A 26,524-nucleotide genomic window follows, 5' to 3' on the forward strand; every position below is an offset into this window, starting at 1 on the left:
TCCAACCGGTCGGGCGTGACAGGCAGAAAACGGCCAGAAGAGGACGATCAGAGTGTCTATGGAATCAGGGGCGATTCAGTTCGCAGGCACGGTGATCACAGGCGCCTGCGGTGACACGCCCGTTTCGGCAAGAGAGAACAGCACGAGAATGAACAAAAACTCCGATTTGGATTTCATATCGCGGTCGTCAATCCAGAACCAATAGTCGCGATAGTGAACGGCTGCATACGCATCGGCGGGTCGTTCCGCACTCGAATGGATGCGCACCAGCGGATCGTCCCATGGACTGGCATGCTCAGGCAGGACAGGCGCTGGGTTGGCACGTCCCTCCTGCACATGGACGGGAGGGGCCTCGATGGTCGAGGCGAGTTCCAGGAATATTTCCGACATGGAGCGCGTCAGCAAGGCAATCTCGGTATCGCTCCTGGATACCATGCCGAAGGTCAGCGTCAGTTCATTCGAATCGGGGCGCAAGCGAAGAATCTCTCGTACAGCATGGCGATCGTTCTCGACATCATCGGGAACGTCCCGCGTAATCATGAGCAGCGTGCTGTCATCGTTCGTGCGTGAATTAATTCGTATTCCTAGCGATTCCGAACGCTGTATCCGCCTTAATGCCTCCAGCAACTGATAGAACCGCGGGTCAGCAGCACGAAAACGCGCGGGCGATGCGGATCGGTTGTAGACGCCATTGGCGGCTCGGGTGGTCAATTGCAGCAAGCGATCGACCGGGTAGCCTGCCTGAATAAGAGAGAATACGGCCGCTGGGGATAACGGCCGCAGCAGGTAGCGGGAGAACCTCTCCCCGGAGAGCGGTGTATAGCTGATCGTCGGACGATCTGTGTACACGCCTGATGCGCCTATGAGCTGGCTGTTTCCGTCGCTAGGAAATCCCGAAAACCAGCCCGCAGCGAGGCTGACCTGACTCTGCATCGCGCTGGAGCTGATCACCGAGGAGACTTCCAGGTACACCGGCGCGTCTCCGTAGCGCAACTTGACGATATTGAGCAGTGTCTGTTCTTTCCAGGTCGTGGCAATCACTCCGCCATAGTCTGTGCGGTCACGCTGAATCGAGGTCGGCCCCAGCGTCCCGCACCCGACGACGTAGCAGGTGGTGACGATCAGTACTATCAAGCGGATTCGGCCTGGCAGGTGCCTGAGCTTCGACGCTGAAGGTGCGTGATCCATGTTTTGCCTCATGACGCATAGTGCTGTTGCAGCAGGCCAAACCGTTTAGCGCACTTGGCAAAGGCAACACACTGGATCGGCTTCATCAGTCTTCTTCTCTCAGCGCTTTGATCCGCCCTGATTTCTCTGCGGCCACCAGCGCCGCATGGTCTTTCGCATTTTGATCCGCATACGTTAGGGCAAATTTGCCGATGGCCTGGTCGAAGGAGTCCGATTTGCCCAAATAGCCACTAATGAGCGCCGCATCCCCGGATTTGGCATGGGCTCGGGCCAAGGTAAGACCGCACAACTCGGCGTACAACGTCATTTGTGCGGTCGATGCGCCTTCGATAGGCGCGGACATTTTCATGTCCCGTAACTGACGTACGAAGAAATGTCGGCCTTTTTTGCCTTGCGTCCAGCCCAAAAAAATGTCGCTGGAGGACTGCATCAGCCGCTGCCCGGTGACGACGCGCTGACCTTGATTTTCGTAGACGCTCTTGCCCGCATAAGGTGCCAGTACAGAGGGACAGGCTTCCTTGAATTGCAGGAGTAGAGGATGGTTTTCCGCGGAAAAGAACAGGCCGATAAAACAATATGTGCCGACGCTGCCGATCCCGACCGCCTTGACGGCAACGTCTTCGAGTCGGTAACGATCGAAGAGCACACGCCGTTCATGGGGCAGCGACAATCGATAATCTTGCAGCGCCATTTGAGCGCGCTGCTCAAGGGCTTTTTCATGAAGGTGAAACAGTATGGGGGGCTGATCGATCAGGCGCCGTCGACCTGCGACTACGCTACTGATCATGGGATAAAGGTAATCGCCGACCCGCATCTTTGCCTTTGCAACCACCTGTTCCCGACGTTTTTTGTCTTTGGCATTGGGGGCCATATCAACGATCGTTTGGGCATCCAAATGGTCATACCAGACCTCCAGCGGACTCAGCTTCGAAAATTTGCGCAGGCACTCACGGTAAGCACGAACACATTCGACGGCGACAGCCCGGGCGTCCTTGTCGCTGAGACGGTTATCCCGTGCGGCCACGGCAAAACTGATTGCCAGACGTTTGACATCCCATTCCCAAGGGGCAGGAAGCGTTTCATCGAAATCGTTAATGTCAAAAATCAGATTACGTTCGGGCGTCGCAAACAGTCCAAAGTTCAAGAGGTGGCAATCCCCGCACGCCTGTACCCGAATGCCGGTGTTCGCGATAGTGGCCAAGTCATGAGCCATCAACCCCGCAGAGCCGCGCAAAAAGGTGAATGGACTGCGCAACATGCGCCCATAGCGCACAGGCACCAGAATGGGGAGTCGATACCGGTTGGACTCTTCAAGGAGATCGATAGGGTCACGGTGCTTGCGCGGTGGTTTCCATACCGAGTGAACCGAATGTGGCACGCTCTGGCGTAATTGCTCACCCGCGATCAGGCGTTCTTTGCGCGAGCGAAAGGCTGGCTCGTCCCCCGTGGCTTTCGCTGTTTTTGTCGTACCTTTGGCAGACTTTTCTTTGCTGGGAGACATTTCCACTCCTTTGCTCAACGAAGTCGAACTCGCTTGTGCGCCAGACCGGTTCTCGCGCCGGCTCCATCAGCCCACAGAGTCACAGGTAAAAAAACCAGTACTTGCCCGAGATCGCAGAGTCCCATTCTTCACCTCACCGGCAAGCCCCTTGGCTGTAGTGCAGTTACACCTGGCTATAGGCGTACTGAATCAGCCTCTCTCCTCGCTGGAATGGCGCAGAGATTTCTGCTCGATCAGCACTTAGGCTCAGTGTTTACTGGATGAGGTTACTCATTGTTCAGCGGGCCTAAATCGCCATTGCGAACAACCCTTGCGCCAGCATCATGGCAAGCGACGAAGGCTATTATCACAAGCGTAGCAGCTCGAATCTGGAGCGCTGTAATACTCGTAATCGGCGTGAGGCGTGTGCTTCACGGGCCTACAGCGAAAGGCTCTGGCCCTTGAACCCTGTCCAGCGGGACTGGTGCTTCCCGACAGTTCTCGGGTCGAAGTTGTCATGGTCGCGCGGTACGTCAATGGGCGACTTGCTAAATGTGCCCATGTTCTTCTTGCTGAAATCGTTACGGGTGTCGGCCGCCGCATTAGCTATCGGTTGATGCTAGTCATGCTCAAGGTGAGTCGTCAGCTCTGGAATGAGGAATGAGGCACAATTGCCCATCAGGAGGGGAATTTGAATGACCGCAATCGGCCAAAAGCAGTCACTCAGCGTCTACGAAATCAAGGCGGTTATTCAGGATAGCCGTAAAACATAAAAACGGTCGAAAGCGATCCCGCTACATCTGTAGTTATCGGTTTAAAGTTTTTCGAAATACCCTGCTGAAGCAAAACGACTCATACGTAGATGAGGATAGTCGTTGATATTATTAGCAGCCTAGTGATAGCGTCATGACTCTACCTCAGAGATCACACAGGGACTAGTTATGATTGAAGCAAAGGTTATAAAAAGTGTAGCCCGTATTTACGCAGAAGCTAGAGGTGCAAGGAAAGTATATTTTGTTGTCGATGCTAAAAATATAGCCGACGACAATCTTCGTAAATTAGGTTTGGATAAGCTTGGGCGAGATGGCGATGCAGCTCTCCCTAGTAACGCAGGGAAAGTAAGTGATTTCAATATAAGCGGGAAGGAGATTAAAAGAAGAGATCTCCCCATGATAAAAAAGGCAATACCAACATATCGGACTTGGAAGGACTGGCATGGTCAAGAACACTCTGGTGTACAGCATCGGATCATGGATGTTTACCCTATAGATTTTATCCATGCACCAATTGAACGAATTATCCTAAAAAACATAGATGGTGAGTTGTATCTCACAACTCGCGAAATTGATTTTGATACAGATGGCGAAAGTGCTGTTTTGCACTTGGCAAATCTACTCCTCGAATGCTTTGGTTACTTCAAAATATTTGATATCGCAGACCACAAAATTGCCAACGTACCTATTCGCCAGCTTCAGTGGGAAGTACTGCCGCCAGGTAAGTATCCATGGAATGAAGCCAAAGGGTACGTTGAGCCACATCTTCAACGATTAACTCCTTCTGCAAAAGGTGTAATCGAGCATCGTATGAGGCTCCTTTCTCAATATGAGCCGGATTTTTTGGCAACTGGTCGAGGCGGCTATTCAGGGTATTTTGTATATGGATTCGCCAAGAAAAAGGCATATTTCCTAGAAAGCATACATCTAAATAACGCTACATATGTCTTCGGTCATGACTGGGAAGAGCTCTCGTCTTTGAGTAAAGATGAAATCATAAATGGTGAATACGAGCACGATAGAATTATTCATGACGGCCGATGGGATTATAAAATTCGTCAGTTGCTTAAGGGGCAAGGTGAGATAAATGTTAAATAGAAAACTTCAGGGACTGGTCACGGTTTTTCTGTGTTGATTTTTATCTGCCCCTTTTGACAGAGGGAAAACTACCCACTACAAACCCGCCAAAAGGTAGAGCCAAGTGGACTGAATCGCGCACGATTTCGTTGGTGTTGAGCTGCTGATATTGGCAGCTCTCTGCCGGTCGCCACAGGCGAAGGGAGCGGCGACCCAAAGCTGACGGTGGCGACAGGCAGAAATCGGCCAACTCCGGCCCGTCGCGATCATCAATAACTGGTCAAAACGATCATCCTGCGGCCAGTGGCCATGGGCAAATCGAGCGCCAATCAGCGCCCATCCATACATCGTTGTCTCTACGCATAAATAGTTTGGAGTCCTTATTGCCTGGGATTTTGGTGCTTGCCTGCCCGGATACCCATTCGACCATTCACCCCTTACCGAAGTCAGGAGGTGAATGGCTGGAGCCGTTTAAATCCGGGGCTTCCAGCCACTCACCTCTGGCACTCACCTCCGACGCTCACCTCCGGTACTCACCGCCTTGGCCATCCTCGTTACCAGCATCGGAGGTGAGTGGCTGGAGCCCTTTAAATCCGGGGCTTCCAGCCACTCACCTCCGGCACTCACCTCCGACGCTCACCTCCGGTACTCACCACCTTGGCCATCCTCGTTACCAGCATCGGAGGTGAGTGGCTGGAGCCCTTTAAATCCGGGGCTTCCAGCCACTCACCTCTGGCACTCACCTCCGACGCTCACCTCCGGTACTCACCGCCTTGGCCATCCTCGTTACCAGCATCGGAGGTGAATGGCTGGAGCCCTTTAAATCCGGGGCTTCCAGCCACTCACCTCCGACGCTCACCTTCGATACAGAAAAACTAGCTTTTCCCTATGGGAAGTGAATGGTCAGACTCCCATAAGCAAGCTATGAGGTGTGAGTCTGTTTATGAGAAAACCGTGTCGCGAAGCGGATGTAAGGGGTGAATGGGATAGATCCGGATCTGAACTGCGGGGAGGGCGCATTGGAGAGGGTTAAATCCTTGGGATTTACACTGAGAGTGAGAAGCTGATTCCACCGCAAATTTGCAGTCAGGAGAAAAACACCATGAACTCGATTGAGCTACTTTTTTACTCGGTAGTCGGGGTGCTTGGCACACTTGCTATAGCTGCTGCAGTGGCCTACATAATTGCGGATCGCCTCGACAAAAAAAATGATACCGACTGAGTCTTGAAGACAGCACGCGGCTGTGGTGGCTGGAATGATGGGCGTAGATTCGCATAAGGATCAGACACTTCGGAGCGCTTGTGGGCCTCTGTGACCAATTGGCCCCTCCTAGCGACTCATCTGCTAGCTCTTTGGTCTGTTGTCATATCGCTAGAAGCGCTGTAGTGCTCGCGGAGCGCTAAATAATACACCAACAGCCACATCACAGAAAAAACGCCTCCAGCGGCCTTCCAGGCAGCCTCCCGAGAATGAAATCAGACACGAGGCTGATATCCGGCGAATTAGCCTCAGCAGTCGACCGAGCATCTGTTCAGCTCCGGAAATCGTTGATACACGCAAACGCTTTAGCTCTGCGGAATCAACAATCCACAAACCAGTTGTAGAAGAGATACCCGGCGCAAACCGACACTACACAGGTACCAATGGACAGTAATGGGTATTGCCCCTCAATTCCCAACCACCACTGCACTTTAAACAAGAAAGCCCCTACCAACACGCAGGCCAGAATTCCTAGGGCTAGGCCAAGCAATGCAAACAAGCGAGCTCCCAACCCAGGGTTGCCCTGATGCCAGTTTTCACTGAGACAAAAGGGGCAGTGGTTCGACGAAGGGGTGTATCCCCAGAAACAACGTGTGTAACTAGTTCTTGGGACCATCGTGTTTCCACAGCATTGGCAAGTAACCATGGAGTGTCGCATGTCGCACCTCGGCTCGTTCTTCATGAGCTGATACTGCGCCATTGCTCAGAAATCCCAACTGCACCTCCATCTTGGGTTTTTCCAGAGCTGACATAGGGTGGTATGCGACCTTAAACATATGGAGAAACACATTGGAATTCCGCCATCTCGGCAACAATCGCTACTTCCCGCCAATCGCTCCCAACGGCCGCATCTACGCGGTACTTACTGAACAGGAGAACCAGGTGGGAAATTTATGTCTGACTTCGGAGGGAATAATTAGCGCCGACGTTAAAACTCTCTGGTCGGAAATCCTCGGCATTTACTACAACGATGATTACTGGGAAATTATTTTTCGCAACTATCCTGGGAAAAGTCTGCGCTTCCGCCGTGGCATGCCCTGCGTAATGGTTCTAAATACGGGCAATATTTTTATAGCCCGTATTCAAGGGTACACCATCCCTTTATGCCTAATGAATCGGCTCGTTTTTGAGCAGCAAAAGATGTATCGAATTTAACTGTACTCATCTCAATCGACGGAGAAGAACCTCCATTTTTTGTTGCCCGACCAGCAACGTTTCACCCCACTACCCGAGAACACAGACTTATGAAAAATCGCCCCTTGGCAGGGATCTTGCCAACATTTTTTCAGACGCTTTTAGCGCTTGAAAACGAAACTCAACCCGATTTTTCCTCGCTAACCTAGCCACATATTCCGAGGAGATCGTAGTGATGCACCAAACAATGCTAGTCATGAGGAACAGCAAATCGATGAGCCCTCCACGCAGGGGTCAATCATGAATCTGAAGGGTCAGGAATGACGACATATGCGCTATGTCACCATCAGGAAATTCGCCAGCGAGTCTGGCTACACCGAGGATGCGATTCGCTCAAAGATCCGCGACGGGATCTGGCGACTCGGAGAAATATGGATCAAGGCCCCGGATGGCAGGACGTTAATTGATGTGGAAGGATATGAGTCATGGGTAGAGGCGGGAGGGGAGTTCGGGCAGTCTCCGATACGAGTGTCGAAATCACGTTCATGTATCGGGGCGTCAGGTGCCGCGAGCGGATCACGCTCAAGCCCACCGCCACTAATTTGAAGAAGGCTGAGCAGCACAAAGCGGCGATCGAGCATGCGATATCGATCGGCACCTTCGACTACTCGGTGACGTTCCCGGGATCTGCCCGGGCGGCGAAGTTCGCGCCCGAGGCCTCCCGCGAAACCGTGAACGGGTTTCTGACTAGGTGGCTTGATGGTAAGCAGAAGCACATTGCAAGCAGCACCTTTCATGGCTACCGGAAGCTAGTCACGCTGCGCCTGATTCCCGCTTTGGGAGATACGATGATGGTCGAACTGAAGCGAAAGGCGGTACGCGACTGGCTCGACACCCTAAAGGTGAGCAACAAAACCCTGAGCAATATCCAGAGCTGCCTACGATCCGCGCTCAATGATGCGACCGAGGAGGAGTTGATTGAGTTGAATCCTCTTGCCGGCTGGACGTACTCCCGCAAAGCCGCGCCGCTGAAAGAGGATGACGTCGACCCGTTCAGTCCCGAAGAGCAGCAAGAGGTGCTGAGCGCCCTCTCCGGCCAGGCCCGCAATATGATGCAGTTCGCGCTGTGGACTGGCCTGCGCACCAGCGAACTGGTGGCGCTGGACTGGGGCGATATCGACTGGCTGCGCGAGGAAGTGATGATTAGCCGGGCGATGACCCAGGCCGCACGCGGTAAAGCCGAGACCACAAAAACCACCGCCGGGCGCCGTAGCGTGAAGCTACTCAGACCCGCCCTGGAAGCACTAAAAGCCCAGAAGCTCCACACATTCTTGGCTGACGCCGAAGTCTTCCAGAACCCTCGCACACTCGAGCGCTGGGCCGGCGACGGGCCAATCAGGAAAACGATGTGGGTGCCGGCGATGAAGAAGGCTGGTGTTCGATACCGGCGGCCGTACCAGACCAGGCACACCTACGCCTCGATGATGCTTTCCGCCGGCGAGCATCCGATGTGGGTGGCCAAGCAGATGGGGCATACGGACTGGACAATGATTGCTCGGGTTTATGGCAGGTGGATGCCGGCGGCAGACAGTGCGGCCGGCACCCGCGCAGAAACAATGTGGAAGGATCAATTACTGGAGCAGACTGCCGTTAAGGGTTCGCTTGGGGCCAAAGCGTAACCGCTTCAACTATTGAGTCTGTCGCCTCAGCAAGCTGTCTGGAGTTTTCAAACTTATGAGTGATAACCACTAGATTTTCATCGCCACCAACAAACATGGGCGTCGAGCTAGAGTATAACTTTGCACAGTCCATTGGATATATATGCGCAATAACTCCCTGCATATAAAATCGATAAAACTGATAAACGGCTTCATTACCGTCTTCGTCAGGGATGACAAGTTCCTGCACGGTTGGTGAATGGTTGTGGGTAAAGCCCATAGTGGAAATCTGCAAAATTGCCACCGGCAGATATGCTGGATCGCCGGAGTCTTTCTTGATTAGATGCTGACCGAGTAGGTCCAAGTCGATTCCGAGATTTGGAAGATAACCAAACTCTTTTATCTTGGTTTTTAGCGCGCGCCATAATAGGCTTAGAAAGAAAAGACGGAGGCTGCGAGCATCTACACCCTTAATGCTACGCATACCGACACCTGAAGTTGGATCTGGCGCAACTATAAACTCTTTGATATGAAGTCTTTTTTTACCTTCCCAGCCGCTCCAAACTAGACGATGCTTCCTCAGCTCGGCAATTCCAGCGTCATCAATCTCTGAAAGTATTTTTTCACCCGCAGCTATGACAAGCTGATGGTCGTACCAACTCGTAAATCTACGAATAGGCCTGGTCCCCCTTCCCGTTTCTATAAATCGCTCACCTGGCGTCTGTGCTCCAGTCAAAGCTCGGGGAATGAGATGGGACTTGGCAAATTTTCCGTGAACATTTAGAAGCCCGCACATCCCCTCCCGTGGCGTTTGTACTTTTTGCTTCTTGTCTTTACTCGCCATACGCCTGTCCATCTCCTATATCGTCTACAGAGCATAATGAACAATGACAGCAAAATGACAGCTCCGATGCTGTGAGCCAAGCAATACGGGAACTAGACGGGGGTTCAAATCCCCCCGGCCCACCAAACGAAGCATCAACGAAGCCCGCCTTGTGCGGGCTTTGTTGTATCTGGCCACATCGTTTTGGCTGCGTATTGGCAACTTGCCTATAGCTCTAGCCAATCTCGGCTGCTGCCCTTAGCCCCGGAACTGCGTCAAAATTCCCTGATATTGCGATTCCCACATTATCCGCCTGCTGGGCAACAGCACCTCCCCGCTCCGCCCACCATTCCGGTTGTTTGGCCAAGGCAGCACCTGTCAGGTCGCGGATAATGCGCACCAGATCAAAGGATCGCAGCCCGTCCACATGCTCGCTTAGGCTTCCAGTGGTATTGGCCCACATGGGATCAAGCACAAAGTCGATGCCCTTCATCCTGGCCAGTTTTGCTGCTGGAACAAAGTCTGAATCTCCCGCAACCAGAACAATTACATCGACCAGCTTGTCCAGCGCCAGCGTGGTTATGTCCATACCAAGTTTGGTATCAACGGTTTTTTGCTCAATCCTGTAATGGAAGTCATCATTTGTGAGGTCGTCCCAGGTCTTTTGCCCGTTGATGAGAGTCTTGAGCGAATGGGTGTTGAGCTGCCATTCCCCATTTTTAGCCAACTCCCCTAGACGCAGAGCGGTCTTGCGACTGGACCGAAGCTGATCGTGCAAGTCGCGCCGAAGCTGGTAGGGAGGGTGCGAATTGAAATTCATGTGCCCTGAGGTTTTATGTCCCGCCGGGATAATCGGCAAGCGAACCTGATTCGAGGGTGGAGGGCAATCATAATAGTAGACGCGGTAAAGCTCCCGGCTGGCCGAACGCTCATCCTCGATGTGAAGCTTCACAATTTTTTTGATGATCTGCCCAAGCTGCTCAGCGCTGAGCGCTGAGCGCTGAGCAACAGATCGTCGGCAAAGTATTTCCGGGTGAAAAACATAACCCGCTGAAAGAAGAATCCCCCATCTATGAGGACGGCTGTTCGCTTCATAGGGTTTTCCTTGGGCAAAAAAAAGCCCAGGACTGCTGGGCAGGTTCTAACGATTGCCTACGCGCTGTACTGAGCTGTTGAGCGGACTTTAGGCCATACCCGACTTCTCCGTCAACCGCCGCCCCGTGTAGGAAATTTCGGATCGCAGCTGAATTCAAGTTCTTGATCGCCCAAAATAAATAACGCTGTCCTGTTTTTCCGATCAGGCAAATAATTCCGGGACACGCCACGGTTTCTGGTTGAGTGATCAGGCAGACACCAAATGGCCTGTTCCCAATCCCCCTCCTTCAGGAGGCATGCATGGAACTCATCGAACCCTTTTTCCAGGAGTCGGGCGCGGGCCCTGGAGTGGTGTGTTTTCACGCCAACGCGAGCAGCTCGGCGCAGTGGCGGGGGCTGTTGGAGCGCCTGGCTCCGCGCTTTCACGTACTGGCTCCCGATTCCTATGGCGCCGGCAAGAGCCCGGCATGGCCATCCGATCGGATCGTCACCCTCAGCGACGAAGTTGCCCTCGCAGAGCCGGTTCTCGCCAGAGCGGGCACACCGCTGACACTGGTTGGCCATTCTTACGGTGGCGCAGTCGCACTGATTGCAGCATTGCTGAACCCCGACCGGGTGCGCGCCATCGCGGTGTATGAACCAACGCTGTTTGCGCTCCTTGACACTGAAATGCCTCCACCCAACGAGGCGGACGGAATCCGTGAGGTAGTGGCCGACGCCGGGCGTGCCCTCGATGCAGGTAACCAGGACGCCGCCGCCGAGCGATTCATTGACTATTGGATGGGGTCCGCGACCTGGAAGCGGACGCCGGAACAACGCAAGCAACCTATCGCCGCCGCGGTGGCAAATGTGCGGGGCTGGGCCCACGCCTTGTTAACCGAGCCGACGTCGCTGCAGGTTTTTCGCTCGCTCGACCTCCCAGTGCTCTACATGACAGGCAAGCTCTCGCCGTCGTCGTCACTTGGGGTGGCGCGGTTACTGGCCGGCGCTCTCCCTAACGTCGAGCTTGTAGAATTTGAAGGGCTCGGCCACATGGGGCCCGTTACGCATCCAGACATCGTCAATGCGGTCATTGCACGATTTATCGAACGGAGCTGAGCCTTCTCTCAGGCCGATAGTCACCAATCACTTAACGACAGAACCGCGTTTAGCCACAGGTAAAGAACGGCACCTTCATCAGGTGCCGTTTTCATATTGAATGCAGGTCTCCCGCAGAGTTATTCAGGAGAACGGGTATAAAATCCGAATTATAATAAAACCATTTCAACCTTCGTATGTTACAGACGATTTATCCAGTAAAAATTTACAAACATATAAAATCAAAAACATACTGTAGACATACCCCCAACACGTCATATTTAACCCCATCAGACCCGACACCCGTTTTCCCATAACGCCTACCTGGGCTTCGACTATGACAAAGGAGTTCCATGATGCTATTTCGTTTATTGATTGTCAGCCTCGTGCTGGGAATCCCACCTGCTTATGCACTTGATACCGAAAACCTTTCCCCTGCCACACTACAGATTTATGGCAAGACCTTGAGCAAAACGGCGACAACCTATCAGTGGCAACAACTTTGGAAAAATACCCGCGATGCCGGCCATTTCGACACGGCAGGCCCGTCGCACCGATTCACGGTGCCGATGAATGAACTTCCAGCATTGCTTTCAACCACGTTGGGCGAGGCTCACAGCACGACAACGCGAAAAACGACCCAAGCGCTTTACCGCCATGATTTTGCTCCCAGGGTAGTCGGTGTTCATGACAAAACCCCGATGACCGCTATCTGCCTTTGGGTTGACTGGCGCAGTCTGCCGGATTATGCAACACCCGCTGACGGAAGAGCGATGTACATGGTCAGCCTGATGCTGACCCGGCCTTGTTAGTCTCAGTTTCCACGCATACTGCCCACGTCACAACAGCAACTTTACTTGTACATGCACGACCCACACCAGGCTTGACCAAGCCTAACTCTTCATGACCGGAAACACATTACTCGACAAACACCAAGGTCAACCCTATACAACCGATCTTATATTCAGATATAACAATCCAACTTACAGAAACAAACTAACAAACCAACTATTGCAACACCCTCAAACGAATCAAATCACCTACAGAGCCGCTGAATAAATCGGCCCAAGTATTTCACAAACAAGAAGGATCTTGATAATGGCAGCAATAGACAACGGCCTCATCGGCGCAGTAATAAACTCTCTTCCTCTGGACCGGATGATCTCTGGTCCTCTGCAAGCAATGATTCAGGCACAGGTACAGGCGAGCAAGTCCTATGCCGACTTCCTGTTGGGCGTCTGCATCCAGGACGGCAAGGCCGTTTCGGTACAGTTCGATTACGACGAAACCATGGTCGACGACAAAGGCGTCTATCAAGGTACTGTCAGCAAGAAAATGCGCATCCCGCTCCTTGCGGCCATTACGCATCCAAATATTTCCATCGAAGAAGGCACGATCGACTTCGAGCTGAACATCAGCCAAATGGCCGAGGACACCAGTACCACCAGCGCTGAGGCCGGATTTGATGCATCGCTGGGTTGGGGGCCGTTTAAAGTCAGCGTCAAGGGCTCGGTCAGCCACAGCTCGTCCCAGACCCGTAAAACCGACACCCGGGCGCGCTACGCCATCAGTACCAAAGTGATGCGCCAACCGCCTCCCGAAGCACTGATGCGAGTGATCGACTTTTTGACGGATGCTGCCGTCAAGCCCGTCACCTTGCCCCAGGCAGCACTGGATGACACCTCGAACATGCCGGAAACCGGGGTACTACCGCTGCCAGACAAGGCCGCAGCTCCAGCCCCGTAACCACGAACATCTGGAATCTGTCCCCATCCCGTAAAAACTGCCCCACCCCAAAAGGCGGGGCATCTGCCAACACCCTCTGGAGCTCGCCCGCATGGCATTTTTCTCTGCCCGCAAGGAACCCATGTCCGCCAGCGATCTAAGCCACATTACCCGTGGCCTGCAACAAGCGGCAGCCGCTACCCAAAACCTCATTGCGCAACAGTACATCAAGCTGTTCGATCAGTTTTTCGACTACGACATCGACGAGTTGGGCACACCGATGAAGGCCAAGATGGTCGAGGTGCAGCTCGACGAACAGCACAGCATGAGCGTCCCGTTGATTGCGCTGGTGGCCCCCAAAGGGTTGATGCTGGAGGCCATGAAGATCGATCTGTCAGTCAAGATGCACGGCACCGAGCAAGAGAAGGCCAGTCATGACCTGGAGAATGGCGAGCTGCAGAGTGAGCGGTTCTTCGTTACCTTCTGCAAAGAGAAACGAGCGACCAATGATAGAGACCCGGATGAAGTGCAAATCAGCATGGAGTTCAAAGCATGCGAACCACCAGAAGGCATTCAGCGCCTGATCGAGGAATACACCAACCTGATCTCCCCTCTTCGCCGCCCCCCACCTTCGGCACCTCAGGTCGATCAAACATCAGAACCGACCACGCTCACCGCTCCGTGAGCGCTAACAGGCAAAGCCTGAGCCAGTGCACCGCAGGCGTATCGGGTGGTTTCTACCGGGCAATACACGCTGGTATGGCCTTTCAAGTAGTGGATGACGGCTTAAAGGGACGAGAGGGTTCGAATAACCATTGCGCGCATGGGCGTGACCTTGCGCGATCTGATCAGCGGCATTCGCGATGGCGTCACGCAGATCGCCAGCGCTGCCGAAGAGCTGTCGGCCGTCACCGAAGAAACCAGCGCTGGAGTCAACAGCCAGAAAATCGAGACCGACCAGGTCGCCACTGCCATGCACGAAATGACCGCCACCGTGCAGGAAGTCGCGCGCAACGCCGAGCAAGCCTCGCAAGCCGCTGCAGATGCCGACGGCCAAGCCCGCGAAGGTGACAAAGTGGTTGCCGAAGCCATCGCCCAGATCGAACGCCTGGCCACTGAAGTCGAGCGTTCCACCGCCGCCATGACCGTGCTGCAACAGGAAAGCGACAAGATCGGCAGCGTCATGGACGTGATCAAAGCCGTGGCCGAACAAACCAACCTGCTGGCGCTCAACGCAGCCATCGAAGCGGCTCGCGCCGGTGAAGCCGGTCGTGGTTTCGCGGTGGTCGCCGACGAAGTCCGTGGCCTGGCTCAGCGCACGCAAAAGTCCACCGAGGAAATCGAAGGGCTGGTCGCCGGTTTGCACAACGGTACCAAGCAAGTGGCCGCAGTGATGAACAACAGCCGTAGCCTGACCGACAGCAGCGTCGAGCTGACCCGCAAGGCCGGCACCTCATTGGGAAACATCACTCGCACTGTGTCGAACATCCAGTCGATGAACCAACAGATCGCCGCAGCTGCCGAGCAGCAAAGTGCCGTGGCCGAAGAGATCAGCCGCAGCATCATCAACGTGCGTGACGTGTCCGAACAGACCGCCGCCGCCAGCGACGAAACCGCGGCATCGAGCGTTGAATTGGCGCGACTGGGCAACCAGTTGCAGATGATGGTCAGCCACTTCCGGGTTTGACTCCCTCGCCTGATCGCCTGATCGTTCCCACGCTCCCGCGTGGGAATGCCTCACCGGACGCTCTGCGTCCATGACGCGGAGCGTCACGGGCTGCATTCCCACGCAGAGCGTGGGAACGATCAAGACCGAGCGCGGCACCAGCAGGGTGTCTTAGCTTTTCACGCAGGCAAAAAAAATCCCCGTATCTTTCGATACGAGGATTTTTAATATGGTCGGGGTAAGGGGATTCGAACTCCTGACATCCTGCTCCCAAAGCAGGCGCGCTACCGGACTGCGCTATACCCCGGTAAAAAAAAGGCACCTCTTGAAAGGCGCCTTCTGCGATCCAGGCTTTTGGCCTTGGATCTTAAGATTTAATCCCAGCGAGCTGGTTTCAAAAATGGTGGGTCGTGTGGGATTCGAACCTACGACCAATTGGTTAAAAGCCAACTGCTCTACCAACTGAGCTAACGACCCAAAAATGGTCGGGGTAAGGGGATTCGAACTCCTGACATCCTGCTCCCAAAGCAGGCGCGCTACCGGACTGCGCTATACCCCGGTTTGAAATTGGCTCCGTGACCAGGACTCGAACCTGGGACCCAATGATTAACAGTCATTTGCTCTACCGACTGAGCTATCACGGAACTACACATTTCAATTACAACATTTGCTACGTACTTCACTCTCTTCTACATGTTCGCATCGCTGCGTTCGTGTGTCTGAGGCGCGCTATTCTACAATCTTAAAAACCCCTGTCAACCCTTTAAATTGCTTTTAAGACAATGATTTGCGCTTGTTTCAAGATTTCTCCTTGGGGAGAAGAAACCCTTGGGCTGACATACTGCGGGGCGCACTTTACAAGCCTTTGCCTTACAGTTCAACGCCCTATCGCAAAAAAAAGGCCTCGCAGTGCGAGGCCTCCTCTATGAGGGACGTAGCGAACGATCAGGCGAAAACGATTTCGTCGTTTTCCACAGTCCCCTTCACGATGGCCCCGGGCATGAAACGCCCCGCAAGGATCAGCTGCGCCAACGGGTTCTCGATCCAGCGCTGGATCGCTCGTTTGAGCGGCCGCGCGCCGTAGACCGGGTCGTAACCTACCGCGATCAACTTATCCAGCGCCTCGCTGCTCAGCTCCAGTTTCAGATCGCGCTCAGCCAGACGGATACGCAAACGGCCCAGCTGAATTTCAGTGATGCCGGCAATCTGATCCCGGGCCAAAGGCTCGAAGATCACCACTTCATCGATCCGGTTGATGAACTCCGGACGGAAGTGGCTAGACACCGCATCCATCACCGCAGCCCGCTGCGCTTCACGATCACCGACCAATTCCTGGATCTGCACCGAGCCCAGGTTGGAGGTCATCACGATCACCGTATTACGGAAATCCACAGTCCGCCCGTGACTGTCAGTCAATCGGCCATCTTCCAGGACTTGCAACAGCACGTTGAACACGTCCGGGTGGGCCTTCTCGACCTCGTCCAGGAGGATCACCGAGTAAGGCTTGCGACGCACCGCCTCCGTCAGGTAACCGCCCTCCTCGTAGCCCACGTAGCCCGGCGGAGCACCGATCAGACGCGCCACGGAGTGTTTCTCCATGAATTCGGACATGTCGATCCGCACCATGGCCTCTTCAGTATCAAAGAGGAATTCGGCCAGCGCCTTGCACAGCTCGGTTTTACCCACACCGGTAGGGCCCAGGAACATGAACGAGCCGCTTGGGCGATTCGGATCGGACAGTCCGGCACGGGAACGCCGCACCGCATTGGCTACCGCTATCACCGCCTCGTCCTGACCGATCACACGCTGGTGCAACAGGCTTTCCATCTTCAACAGCTTGTCGCGCTCGCCTTCGAGCATTTTCGACACTGGAATACCGGTCCACTTCGAAACGACTTCGGCGATCTCTTCTTCAGTCACCTTGCTGCGCAGCAACTGGTTTTCGCTTTTGCCGTGCTGATCGACCATCTGCAGGCTGCGCTCCAGGTCCGGGATCACCCCGTATTGCAACTCGGCCATGCGGTTGAGGTCGCCTTTGCGGCGGGCAGCTTCCAGCTCCTGACGGGACTGTTCGATTTTTTGCTGAATCTGCGCCGAACCCTGCACTTCGGCTTTTTCCGAGGCCCAGATTTCTTCCAGATCCGAATACTCACGCTCGTGCCGGGCAATTTCTTCCTGCAACTTCTCCAGGCGTTTGATCGCAGCTTCGTCGTCTTCTTTCTTCAGGGCCTGGGCTTCAACCTTCAGTTGAATCAAGCGCCGCTCCAGCCGATCCAGCACTTCCGGCTTGGAGTCGATTTCCATACGAATGCGGCTGGCCGCTTCGTCGATCAGGTCGATAGCCTTGTCCGGCAACTGACGATCGGTAATGTAGCGATGACTCAGCTTGGCCGCTGCGATGATTGCACCGTCGGTGATCGCCACCTTGTGGTGGACCTCATAACGCTCTTTCAAGCCGCGCAGGATCGCAATGGTGTCCTCTTCGCTCGGCTCGTCTACCAGGACCTTCTGGAAACGCCGTTCGAGTGCCGCGTCCTTCTCTATGTATTGGCGGTACTCGTTGAGCGTGGTCGCGCCAACGCAATGCAACTCGCCTCGCGCCAGAGCCGGCTTGAGCATATTGCCAGCATCCATCGAGCCTTCGGCCTTACCGGCACCGACCATGGTGTGCAGTTCGTCGATGAACAGGATGATCTGCCCTTCCTGCTTCGACAGCTCATTGAGCAACGACTTGAGGCGCTCTTCGAACTCACCGCGGTACTTGGCACCGGCGATCAGCGCGCCCATGTCCAGCGAGAGCAGACGCTTGCCTTTCAAGCCGTCCGGCACTTCGCCGTTGATGATCCGTTGAGCCAGCCCTTCGGCGATGGCGGTTTTACCCACGCCAGGCTCGCCGATCAGCACCGGGTTGTTCTTGGTGCGGCGTTGCAGCACCTGGATAGTCCGGCGAATTTCGTCGTCACGGCCGATCACCGGGTCAAGCTTGCCTTCTTCGGCGCGTTTGGTCAGGTCGATGGTGTATTTATCCAGGGCCTGGCGCGACTCCTCGTGGTTGGGGTCATTGACCGCTTCGCCGCCACGCAGGTTGTTGATCGCATTCTCCAGCGCTTTTTTGCTGACGCCCTGACCGAGCAGCAACTTGCCGAGCTTGCTGCCCTCATCCATCGCCGCGAGCAAAACCAGCTCACTGGAAATGAACTGATCGCCTTTTTGCTGCGCCAGGCGATCCGCCTGATTGAGCAGGCGCGCCAGATCCTGCGACATGTTGACGTCGCCGGTAGGGTTCTGGATTTTCGGCAAACGGTCGAGCTCTTTGCTCAACTCTTTGCGCAGGCTGTTGATGTCAAAGCCCACTTGCATCAGCAACGGCTTGATCGAGCCGCCCTGCTGTTCAAGCAGCGCTTGCATCAAGTGCGCGGGTTCAATAGCCGGATGATCGAGGCCGACCGCCAGAGACTGAGCATCGGATAAAGCCAACTGTAACTTGCTGGTTAAACGGTCTATACGCATGAGTCACCTTCCTAGTTGGGCAGGCCGGAGCGATGGACACACCTTAATGAAGAAAACCTGCCAGATACCTCAGTAGATGAGGTCGATTCTGGAAGATTCAAGCAATGCAGAGTTGATGCAGATCAGAAGAGTCTAGCGTTCAAGCCAGATGAGAGAGGCAAACCGACCGGTGCGCGGACTGCGGCGGTAAGAATAGAAGCGCGGATCGGTCACAGTGCAGAAACCGCCGCCATAGACGGCTGTTACACCGCACGCAGCCAGACGCAGGCGCGCCAGCTTATAAATGTCCGCCATAAAGCGCCCGGCGTTACGACTTGGCACAAAGGCTTGCGCCGCTTGCGCAAGATGCTGAACAAACGCTTCACGGACTTCCGGACCGACTTCAAACGCTTGCGGACCGATGGCCGGGCCCAGCCAGACCAGCACCTCGCAAGGCGGCACGGCAAGACTGCCCAGCGTGGCCTCAAGCACCCCGGCCGCCAACCCGCGCCAACCGGCATGGGCCGCTGCGACACGAGTACCGGCGCGGTCACAGAACAGCGCAGGCAGGCAGTCCGCCGTCATGACCGTGCAGGCAACACCCGGCGTCGCCGACCAACTGGCGTCGGCGGTCGCGACCAGACCGGGATCGGCATGAGCTACGGCAATGCCGTGAACTTGCTGCAACCAGGCCGGCCGAATAGCAAAGCGCTCGGTCAGACGACGGCGATTCTCGGCAACAGCCTCAGGGCTGTCTTCGACATGGTCGCCAAGGTTGAGGCTGTCGAACGGCGCCAGACTGACGCCGCCCGCACGGGTGGTGACGCAGGCTTTCACCCCGGCCGGCGCAGGCCAGTCAGGAATCAGCCAGCTGGTCATCCGATGAACGCCTCACGGTCCTGCTTGAGCAGCGACAGCAACCAGACGAAGTCATCCGGCAGCGGCGATTCCCAGCTCATGCGCTTCCCGGTCGTCGGATGATCCAGCTCGAGGAAACGCGCGTGCAGAGCCTGACGCGGGAAAGTCTTCAGCGATTCGACCATGGTCAGACTGGCTGCCGGCGGAATTCGGAAACGTCCGCCGTAGGCAGGATCTCCGACCAACGGGTAGTTGATGTGAGCCATGTGCACACGAATCTGGTGCGTACGACCGGTTTCCAGCTTGACCCGCACGTGAGTGTGGGAGCGGAAACGCTCGAGCACGCGGTAATGACTGACCGCCTGCTTGCCGCCTTCCATCACCGCCATGCGCTGACGTTGCTGGCCATGACGACCGATCGGCGCGTTGATCTTGCCGCCGGCGGTGACCACACCGATCACGATGCACTCGTAGATCCGGCTGACACTGCGGCTCTGCAATTGAGTCACCAGCTGGGTCTGTGCCTGAATCGTCTTGGCCACCACCATCAAACCGGTGGTGTCCTTGTCGAGACGGTGCACGATACCCGCACGCGGCACATTGATGATGTCCGGCACGTGATGCAGCAAGGCGTTGAGCAAGGTGCCGTCAGCATGACCGGCCGCCGGGTGTACCACCAGACCCGCAGGTTTGTTGATCACCAGGATGTCGTCGTCTTCGTAGACGATATCGAGCTTGATGTCTTGAGCGATCCATTCTCCTTGGGCTTCCTGCTCGGCAGTCAGCTCAAGAATGGCGCCACCATGGACTATGTCTCGCGGGCGGATAACCGCTCCATCCACAGTCAGGCGGCCGTCTTTGATCCAGGCGGAAAGGCGCGAGCGCGAGTGCTCAGCGAATAATTGTGCGGCGACTTGATCGAGGCGTTGGCCGCCCAATTCGGACGGCACCTCTGCGCGAAGTTCAATTTTATCGGACATGCTCAGACTAGGCGTCGGCACAGCCTTTGGTTTCGGCTGCGCGCTTGTGGTTAAATACGGCGTCTTTTGCCCCGAGGCTTTTCAACGGGGTGCTCATCATAACAGGACGGCCCCGCCCAAGACAGCGGCCGTCATAGGGACGCAAGCCGCCATGCAAGTGAAACACCTGCTGCTGATCGCCATCCTCGCACTGACTGCTGCTTGCTCATCGAAGGAAGTCGTCGACGAAAACCTGAGCGAGGTCGAGCTGTACCAGCAGGCTCAGACCGACCTGGACAATAATAGCTACACCAGCGCCACAGCCAAGCTGAAGGCCCTGGAGTCGCGTTATCCGTTCGGTCGCTACGCCGATCAGGCTCAACTCGAGCTCATCTACGCCAACTACAAGAATGCCGAGCCAGAGGCCGCCAAGTCCGCCGCCGAGCGTTTCATTCGCCTGCACCCGCAGCACCCGAACGTGGATTATGCGTATTACCTCAAGGGTCTGACCTCCTTTGACCAGGACGTCGGCCTGTTGGCGCGCTTCCTGCCGCTGGACATGACCAAGCGTGACCCGGGTGCCGCTCGTGACTCCTACAACGAGTTCGCCCAGCTCACCAGTCGCTACCCGAACAGCCGCTACGCGCCGGACGCCAAGCAGCGCATGATTTATCTGCGCAACCTGCTGGCGGCCTACGAAATCCACGTGGCCGACTACTACCTGACCCGTCAGGCCTATGTAGCTGCTGCCAACCGTGGTCGTTATGTGGTGGAAAACTTCCAGGAAACCCCTGCAGTCGGTGACGGCCTGGCGGTGATGGTCGAGTCCTACCAGCGCCTGCACCTGGACGAACTGGCCAACTCCAGCCTGGAAACCCTGAAACTCAACTACCCGAACCACCCGACGCTGGTGGACGGTCAGTTCGTGCCGCGGGTTGCCGAAGCAGACAACCGTTCATGGCTGAGCAAGGCGACCCTGGGCCTGATCGAATCCCGTCCACCGCTGCCGCCGGGCGAAACCCGCGCCAACCAGGACGTGCAGAGGCAGTTCCAGGATGCCAAGGACGCGATCCCGGCCGAACTCAAGCCTAAAGATGAAAACGGCGATGCGGTCGAAGAAGAACAACCCGAGGCGCAAGGTAACGACAGCGACCGTTCGTGGTTCAGCCGCATGACCTTTGGCGTGTTCGACTGACGTCAGCGTGGTGCCAAAAGGGAGACTTTCGAGTCTCCCTTTTTATTGCGGCGTTTTATTGCGCTGTGCGCCTGCCATGTCCTTGGCTAAACTGCCAGATTATCCGTCGAATAGCTGATCACCATGCTTCGTTTACTGTTCTGGATCGCTCTGATTGCCGCCGCGGTATGGCTCTGGCGTAAATTCCAGCGCTCTGCTTCCGTGCCCCATACGCCCAGCGAGCAAAACGCGCCGCCCATGGTTCGCTGCGCCCACTGTGGCGTACATTTGCCCCGTGACCGGGCGCTAAGCCTTCAACAACAATGGTATTGCAGCCAGGCCCACCTGGAACAAGGCCCGGGTTCACGTGACCGCTGAGACCCTGAGTCCCGGCGGCAAACAAGCCCGGCGATTGCTGCGGCTCTATCACCTCTACCGTTTAAGTATCGGCATCACCCTGGTGTTGCTGATTTCCAGCAACATGGACAGCCAGCTACTGGAGCTCGCGAACGGCGAGTTGTTTCGCGCCGGCAGCTGGGTGTATCTGATTCTGAATATTCTGGCGGTTGTCCTCCTGGACAACCCCAAAAGGCCCGCTGAAGTCTTCAGCCTGGCATTGGCTGACGTCGTGCTGCTTTCAGGCTTGTTTTATGCCGCCGGCGGAGCGCCAAGTGCTATTGGCAACCTGCTGATTGCCTCGGTGGCCATCAGCAACGTGTTATTGCGTGGGCGCATCGGCCTGGTGATTGCTGCGGTCGCGTCCATCGGTATCATTTCCCTGACCTTTTACCTGAACCTCAGCCGCCCGACGCTCGCCAACTATTACTTGCAGGCCGGCGCTCTTGGCGTCCTGTGCTTCGCTGCCGCGCTGCTGGTGCAGGGATTGACCCGCCTGCTGGAAGTCAGCGAGATGCTGTCGCAGCAGCGTGCCAGCGAAGTCACCAGCCTTGAAACCCTTAACGCGCTGATTCTGCAACGCATGCGCACCGGCATTCTGGTGCTCGACAGTCAACGCCGAATCCTGCTGGCCAATCAGGGCGCATTGAGCCTTTTGGGCCAGGAAAGCCTGAGTGGCCAATTGATCGATATCTGTTCGCCGCAATTGGTCGAACGCCTGCAGCTGTGGCTCAACAATCCCACCTTGCGGCCGCACAGCCTGAAAGTCGCAGGCAACGGTTTGGTGCTACAACCGAGCTTCATCGCGCTGGGCCTGGACCCACAGCGCCAGACGCTGGTGTTTCTCGAAGACATCGCGCAAGTCACCCAACAAGCCCAGCAACTCAAACTGGCCGCCCTCGGCCGCCTGACCGCCGGGATCGCCCATGAAATCCGCAATCCGCTGGGCGCTATCAGCCATGCCGCACAGCTGTTGAACGAATCCGAGGAACTGATCAGCGCCGATCGACGTCTGACACAGATTATTCAAGACCACTCCCAACGAATGAATCGGGTGATAGAAAACGTTCTGCAACTGTCTCGCCGCCAGCAAACCGAGCCGCAACGACTCGATCTGAAGCCGTGGCTGGAGCATTTTGTCAGTGACGCGCGCAGCGGCGTTGCTGATAAGCAACAGATTCATCTGGAGATCGGTACGGGCTCTTTCGACACCCTGATGGACCCGGATCAACTGACCCAGGTGCTGAACAACTTGCTGCAAAATGCTTTGCGCCATAGCGCTCAGGCTCACGAAACCGCCACGGTCTGGCTGAAGCTGTTTATCGAACCCGATAGAGAGCTACCGACCCTGGAAGTGCTGGATAACGGCCCCGGTGTGGCCGATGAGCAACTGCCGCATTTGTTCGAACCCTTCTTCACCACCGAAAGCCAGGGCACTGGCCTGGGTCTCTATCTGTCCCGTGAGCTGTGCGAAAGCAACCAGGCCCGCCTAGACTTCAAATCACGCCAAGGCGGCGGTTGTTTTTGCATCACCTTTGCTCACGGACGGAAACAGTGTTGAACATAAGCCCACGGCAAAAAATCCTGATCGTCGATGATGAGCCGGATATTCGCGAACTTCTGGAAATCACCTTGGGCCGGATGAAGCTCGACACCCAAAGTGCCCGCAACGTCAGCGAGGCTCGTGAGTGGCTGGCTCAGGAGCCCTTCGATCTGTGTTTGACCGACATGCGCCTGCCCGATGGCACAGGACTGGAACTGGTGCAGCACATCCAGCAGCGTCACCCGCAGGTTCCGGTGGCGATGATCACCGCCTACGGCAGCCTGGAGACGGCAATCAATGCTTTGAAAGCGGGCGCCTTCGATTTTCTGACCAAACCAGTGGACCTCGCTCGTCTGCGGGAGCTGGTAGCAAGTGCCCTTCGCCTGCCGACTGCGAGCGGTGTGCCGCCCTCCATCGACAGTCGCCTGCTCGGCGACTCATTGCCCATGCGCAACCTGCGCAAACACATCAATAAACTGGCCCGCAGCCAGGCACCGGTGTACATCAGCGGCGAATCCGGCAGCGGCAAGGAATTGGTGGCCAGGCTGATTCATGGGCAAGGTCCTCGCGCCAGTCGACCTTTCGTACCGGTCAACTGTGGAGCGATTCCGTCCGAACTGATGGAGAGCGAATTTTTCGGCCATCGCAAAGGCAGCTTCAGCGGTGCTATCGAAGACAAGCCCGGGCTGTTTCAAGCAGCCAACGGCGGCACGCTGTTCCTCGACGAAGTGGCCGATCTGCCCTTGGCGATGCAGGTCAAACTGTTGCGGGCCATTCAGGAGAAAGCCGTTCGCAGCGTCGGCGGCCAACAGGAAGTCGTGGTTGATGTGCGCATTTTATGCGCCACGCACAAGGACCTGGACGCCGAAGTCGCCGCCGAACGCTTTCGTCAGGATCTGTACTATCGGTTGAATGTGATCGAATTGCGCGTACCGCCCCTGCGCGAGCGGCGCGACGATATCGAATGTCTGGCCAGCAATGTCCTCAAGCGACTGGCGGCAGACAGCGGCCTGCCGCCAGCGAAGCTCCACCCGCAAGCCCTGGAAGCGCTCAGAAGCTATCGTTTTCCCGGCAATGTGCGCGAACTGGAGAACATGCTCGAACGGGCGCATACCCTCTGCGAAAACCAACAGATCGAAGCGAGCGACCTGCGTCTGGCAGAAACAAGTCCCACAGCCGCCCCCGCAGAGGCGGATCTGGCGCACATCGACAATCTGGAAAACTACCTGGAAAACGTCGAACGCAAACTGATTCTCCAGGCTCTCGAAGAGACCCGCTGGAACCGCACGGCGGCGGCTCAGCGTTTGAATCTGTCGTTTCGTTCGATGCGCTATCGTTTGAAGAAGCTGGGGCTCGATTGAGTGAGGGCTTTTGCGAAAGCACCTGTCAGGTGATTCATTGTGGCGAGGGAGCTTGCTCCCGCTCGGCTGCGCAGCAGTCGTAAAACCAAACAACGAGATTTATCTGATAAACCGCAGCGCCTGACTTTGGGGCCGCTCCGCGACCCAGCGGGAGCAAGCTCCCTCGCCACAGAATTACCTCATGCCTCGAAATCTCCTAAGCCACCCAAACCCCGCTAAATGCGACCTTCTGGATCATAAGGCGCTGGATCAATGACCGGCTCGCGACCCAGCATCAAGTCGGCGAACAACTGGCAGGAGGCCGGCGCCAGCACCAGGCCATTGCGATAATGTCCACAGTTCAGCCACAGCCCTGCAAAGCCCGGAACTTTACCAATATAGGGAATGCCCTGCGGCGAACCCGGCCTCAGCCCCGCCCAATGCCCCACCACTTCGGCATCCGCCAGCACCGGAATCAGCTCGATGGCCGAGGCCTTCAAGCTCTCCAGCGCGGACTGAGTAGGCGTCTTGTCGAAGCCTTCATGCTCCAGCGTACTGCCGATCAGCACATGGCCGTCACGGCGTGGAATCGCATAACGTCCTTTGGCCAGGACCATGCTCGAGAGAAAGCCGGGCGCGCATTTGTAGAGAATCATCTGCCCTTTTACCGGCTCGACCGGCAACTCCAGGCCAAGGGTTTGCAACAACTCGCCGCTCCAGGCACCCGCCGACAGCACGACCTGATCAGCCTGAATCTCGCCCGCTGACGTCTGAACGCCAACGACACGCTCACCCGTGCGAACAAAACCACTGACTTCGCATTGCTCATGGATCGTGACATTGGGCAACGCCGACAACGCGGCCCTGAGCGACTTCACCAGCCGCGGATTACGCACATTGGCCACATCCGCCATGTAGATCGCCCGGGAGAACCCGGCACCCAGCACGGGCACCGCATCGTGCGCGGCCGAGATATCCACAGTGCTCAGCGGACGGTTTTCCCGCACGGCCCAGGCCAGCGCCTCGGCTTCGTCATCCAGATCAAGCCAGTACAGACCGGTCTTGTGCACTTCGGGGTCAACCCCGGTTGCCGCAAAAAGGCGCTCGGCGAGCTGTGGATAAAAATCCTGCGACCAATGGGCCAGTGCCGTGACCGCCGGGCTGTAGCGCCATGGGTACAGCGGCGAAACAATCCCGCCACCCGCCCAGGACGACTCCTGCCCCACATTCGAGCGATCCAGCAGGATCACACCCTGCCCTTCAGACGCCAGATTAAACGCCGTCAGCAGGCCGATCACGCCACCGCCGACAATCACCACTTGCTGTTGCTTGGTCATCTTCTGATCCAACAATAAATAGACAAATGGCGCAAAGTGCGCCCGAAAAATGTACTCAACGACCCCAGCAATCCTTGGTGGTCAGGCCGGTGGTCGCATTGGCAATGGTTCTGAGGCCGGTATTGGTGATGGTGAAGTCCCCGCATTTGTCGCTCGCCATCATCGATCCGCTTTTGCGGGCCGCCGTCAGCGAGAAGGTCTGATCGGTCAGCGTCGGGGTGATGGTGTAGTAGTCGTTACCCGCGCTGAGGCCGGAGGCATTGGTATACACACTGTTCTTCGAATAGAACCGTTCCAGGTTTTGTGCCTGTTCGGAGAGCAGTCCGGCGATTTCGGTGCGGTGGGTTTTCTTCACATACTCGGTAATGCTCGGGTAGCCGATGGTCACCACAATACCGATGATCGCGATCACAATCATGATTTCGATCAAGGTAAAACCCTGGTTGAATCTGCGCATGTCTCATCTCTCAC

21 protein-coding genes and 4 tRNA genes are annotated in these 26,524 nt (G+C 56.0%); 12 read left to right on the top strand and 13 right to left on the bottom strand.

From position 1 onward, the window contains the following. Positions 1-75: 75 nt before the first annotated feature. Entirely contained in the window at positions 76-1,188 is a 1,113-nt protein-coding gene (locus AC3I0A_RS23395) for a hypothetical protein (protein WP_489374944.1), read from the bottom strand. A gap of 85 nt (positions 1,189-1,273) precedes the next feature. Next, positions 1,274-2,446: a DUF2252 domain-containing protein gene (locus AC3I0A_RS23400; protein WP_489378585.1), complete on the bottom strand. Its 1,173-nt coding sequence runs from the start codon at positions 2,444-2,446 to the stop codon at positions 1,274-1,276. A gap of 1,163 nt (positions 2,447-3,609) precedes the next feature. Here AC3I0A_RS23400 and AC3I0A_RS23405 point away from each other — a divergent pair. The 3 genes from AC3I0A_RS23405 (at position 3,610) to AC3I0A_RS23415 (ending at position 8,592) form a co-directional block, all read left to right on the top strand. After that, positions 3,610-4,539: a hypothetical protein gene (locus AC3I0A_RS23405; protein WP_489374945.1), complete on the top strand. Its 930-nt coding sequence runs from the start codon at positions 3,610-3,612 to the stop codon at positions 4,537-4,539. 2,029 nt (positions 4,540-6,568) lie between these two features. Beyond that, positions 6,569-6,934 (top strand): hypothetical protein, encoded by a 366-nt coding sequence (locus AC3I0A_RS23410; protein WP_489374946.1) that lies wholly within the window; start codon positions 6,569-6,571, stop codon positions 6,932-6,934. Between the two features lie 464 nt (positions 6,935-7,398). Continuing rightward, positions 7,399-8,592 (top strand): Arm DNA-binding domain-containing protein, encoded by a 1,194-nt coding sequence (locus AC3I0A_RS23415; protein WP_489374947.1) that lies wholly within the window; start codon positions 7,399-7,401, stop codon positions 8,590-8,592. On the opposite strand, the gene AC3I0A_RS23420 is transcribed toward AC3I0A_RS23415, so the two are convergent. Both AC3I0A_RS23420 and AC3I0A_RS23425 read right to left on the bottom strand, forming a co-directional pair. Then, positions 8,564-9,415, bottom strand: a complete 852-nt coding sequence (locus AC3I0A_RS23420) for a hypothetical protein (RefSeq protein ID WP_489374948.1) — start codon at positions 9,413-9,415, stop codon at positions 8,564-8,566. The genes AC3I0A_RS23415 and AC3I0A_RS23420 overlap by 29 nt on opposite strands. Positions 9,416-9,629: 214 nt before the next feature. After that, a complete protein-coding gene (locus AC3I0A_RS23425) occupies positions 9,630-10,346 on the bottom strand; it encodes an NYN domain-containing protein (RefSeq protein WP_489374949.1) in 717 nt (238 codons plus the stop codon). 443 nt (positions 10,347-10,789) lie between these two features. Between AC3I0A_RS23425 and AC3I0A_RS23430 the strand changes: the two genes are divergently transcribed. The 5 genes from AC3I0A_RS23430 to AC3I0A_RS23450 all read left to right on the top strand — a co-directional run bounded on the left by AC3I0A_RS23430 (position 10,790) and on the right by AC3I0A_RS23450 (position 14,978). Further along, entirely contained in the window at positions 10,790-11,587 is a 798-nt protein-coding gene (locus AC3I0A_RS23430; RefSeq protein WP_489374950.1) for an alpha/beta fold hydrolase, read from the top strand. Positions 11,588-11,919: 332 nt separating this feature from the next. Continuing rightward, the gene (locus AC3I0A_RS23435; RefSeq protein ID WP_489374951.1) at positions 11,920-12,378 is read left to right on the top strand and encodes a hypothetical protein; all 459 of its coding nucleotides are present in this window, start codon (positions 11,920-11,922) and stop codon (positions 12,376-12,378) included. A gap of 286 nt (positions 12,379-12,664) precedes the next feature. Beyond that, complete coding sequence (locus AC3I0A_RS23440) at positions 12,665-13,312, top strand: DUF2589 domain-containing protein (protein WP_489374952.1); 648 nt, start codon at positions 12,665-12,667, stop codon at positions 13,310-13,312. 91 nt (positions 13,313-13,403) lie between these two features. Then, positions 13,404-13,976 carry a DUF2589 domain-containing protein gene (locus tag AC3I0A_RS23445; protein WP_489374953.1) on the top strand — a complete coding sequence of 191 codons (573 nt, stop codon included), beginning with the start codon at positions 13,404-13,406 and terminating at the stop codon, positions 13,974-13,976. 297 nt (positions 13,977-14,273) lie between these two features. Then, complete coding sequence (locus AC3I0A_RS23450; RefSeq protein ID WP_489378586.1) at positions 14,274-14,978, top strand: methyl-accepting chemotaxis protein; 705 nt, start codon at positions 14,274-14,276, stop codon at positions 14,976-14,978. Between the two features lie 209 nt (positions 14,979-15,187). Here AC3I0A_RS23450 and AC3I0A_RS23455 read toward each other — a convergent pair. From AC3I0A_RS23455 to rluD, 7 genes are all read right to left on the bottom strand, one after another. After that, positions 15,188-15,264 (bottom strand) — tRNA-Pro (locus AC3I0A_RS23455). Positions 15,265-15,358: 94 nt separating this feature from the next. Continuing rightward, positions 15,359-15,434: transfer RNA gene (locus AC3I0A_RS23460), tRNA-Lys, on the bottom strand. A gap of 5 nt (positions 15,435-15,439) precedes the next feature. Next, positions 15,440-15,516: transfer RNA gene (locus AC3I0A_RS23465), tRNA-Pro, on the bottom strand. A gap of 9 nt (positions 15,517-15,525) precedes the next feature. Further along, positions 15,526-15,601, bottom strand: a tRNA-Asn gene (locus AC3I0A_RS23470). A gap of 301 nt (positions 15,602-15,902) precedes the next feature. Then, positions 15,903-18,467, bottom strand: coding sequence for an ATP-dependent chaperone ClpB (gene clpB, locus AC3I0A_RS23475; protein ID WP_489374954.1), 2,565 nt, complete (start codon positions 18,465-18,467; stop codon positions 15,903-15,905). Between the two features lie 132 nt (positions 18,468-18,599). After that, the gene (pgeF, locus tag AC3I0A_RS23480; protein WP_489374955.1) at positions 18,600-19,325 is read right to left on the bottom strand and encodes a peptidoglycan editing factor PgeF; all 726 of its coding nucleotides are present in this window, start codon (positions 19,323-19,325) and stop codon (positions 18,600-18,602) included. Further along, the gene (gene rluD / locus AC3I0A_RS23485) at positions 19,322-20,284 is read right to left on the bottom strand and encodes a 23S rRNA pseudouridine(1911/1915/1917) synthase RluD (protein ID WP_150641101.1); all 963 of its coding nucleotides are present in this window, start codon (positions 20,282-20,284) and stop codon (positions 19,322-19,324) included. The genes pgeF and rluD overlap by 4 nt, the downstream gene beginning before the upstream one ends. A gap of 151 nt (positions 20,285-20,435) precedes the next feature. On the opposite strand from rluD, the gene AC3I0A_RS23490 reads away from it, so the two are divergent. The 4 genes from AC3I0A_RS23490 (at position 20,436) to AC3I0A_RS23505 (ending at position 24,737) form a co-directional block, all read left to right on the top strand. Next, the gene (locus AC3I0A_RS23490; RefSeq protein WP_489374956.1) at positions 20,436-21,458 is read left to right on the top strand and encodes an outer membrane protein assembly factor BamD; all 1,023 of its coding nucleotides are present in this window, start codon (positions 20,436-20,438) and stop codon (positions 21,456-21,458) included. Between the two features lie 123 nt (positions 21,459-21,581). Further along, positions 21,582-21,815 (top strand): PP0621 family protein, encoded by a 234-nt coding sequence (locus AC3I0A_RS23495; RefSeq protein ID WP_489374957.1) that lies wholly within the window; start codon positions 21,582-21,584, stop codon positions 21,813-21,815. Next, the gene (locus tag AC3I0A_RS23500) at positions 21,805-23,394 is read left to right on the top strand and encodes a sensor histidine kinase (RefSeq protein ID WP_489374958.1); all 1,590 of its coding nucleotides are present in this window, start codon (positions 21,805-21,807) and stop codon (positions 23,392-23,394) included. The genes AC3I0A_RS23495 and AC3I0A_RS23500 overlap by 11 nt, the downstream gene beginning before the upstream one ends. Before the next feature lie 2 nt (positions 23,395-23,396). Beyond that, complete coding sequence (locus tag AC3I0A_RS23505; protein WP_489378588.1) at positions 23,397-24,737, top strand: sigma-54-dependent transcriptional regulator; 1,341 nt, start codon at positions 23,397-23,399, stop codon at positions 24,735-24,737. A 215-nt stretch (positions 24,738-24,952) separates the two neighbouring features. Here AC3I0A_RS23505 and thiO read toward each other — a convergent pair whose 3' ends face one another. Both thiO and AC3I0A_RS23515 read right to left on the bottom strand, forming a co-directional pair. Beyond that, positions 24,953-26,053, bottom strand: coding sequence for a glycine oxidase ThiO (thiO, locus tag AC3I0A_RS23510; protein WP_489374959.1), 1,101 nt, complete (start codon positions 26,051-26,053; stop codon positions 24,953-24,955). 55 nt (positions 26,054-26,108) lie between these two features. Then, the gene (locus tag AC3I0A_RS23515; RefSeq protein ID WP_489374960.1) at positions 26,109-26,510 is read right to left on the bottom strand and encodes a type IV pilin protein; all 402 of its coding nucleotides are present in this window, start codon (positions 26,508-26,510) and stop codon (positions 26,109-26,111) included. Positions 26,511-26,524: the final 14 nt, after the last annotated feature.

Source organism: Pseudomonas sp. KH_024_B2 (genome assembly GCF_057839965.1).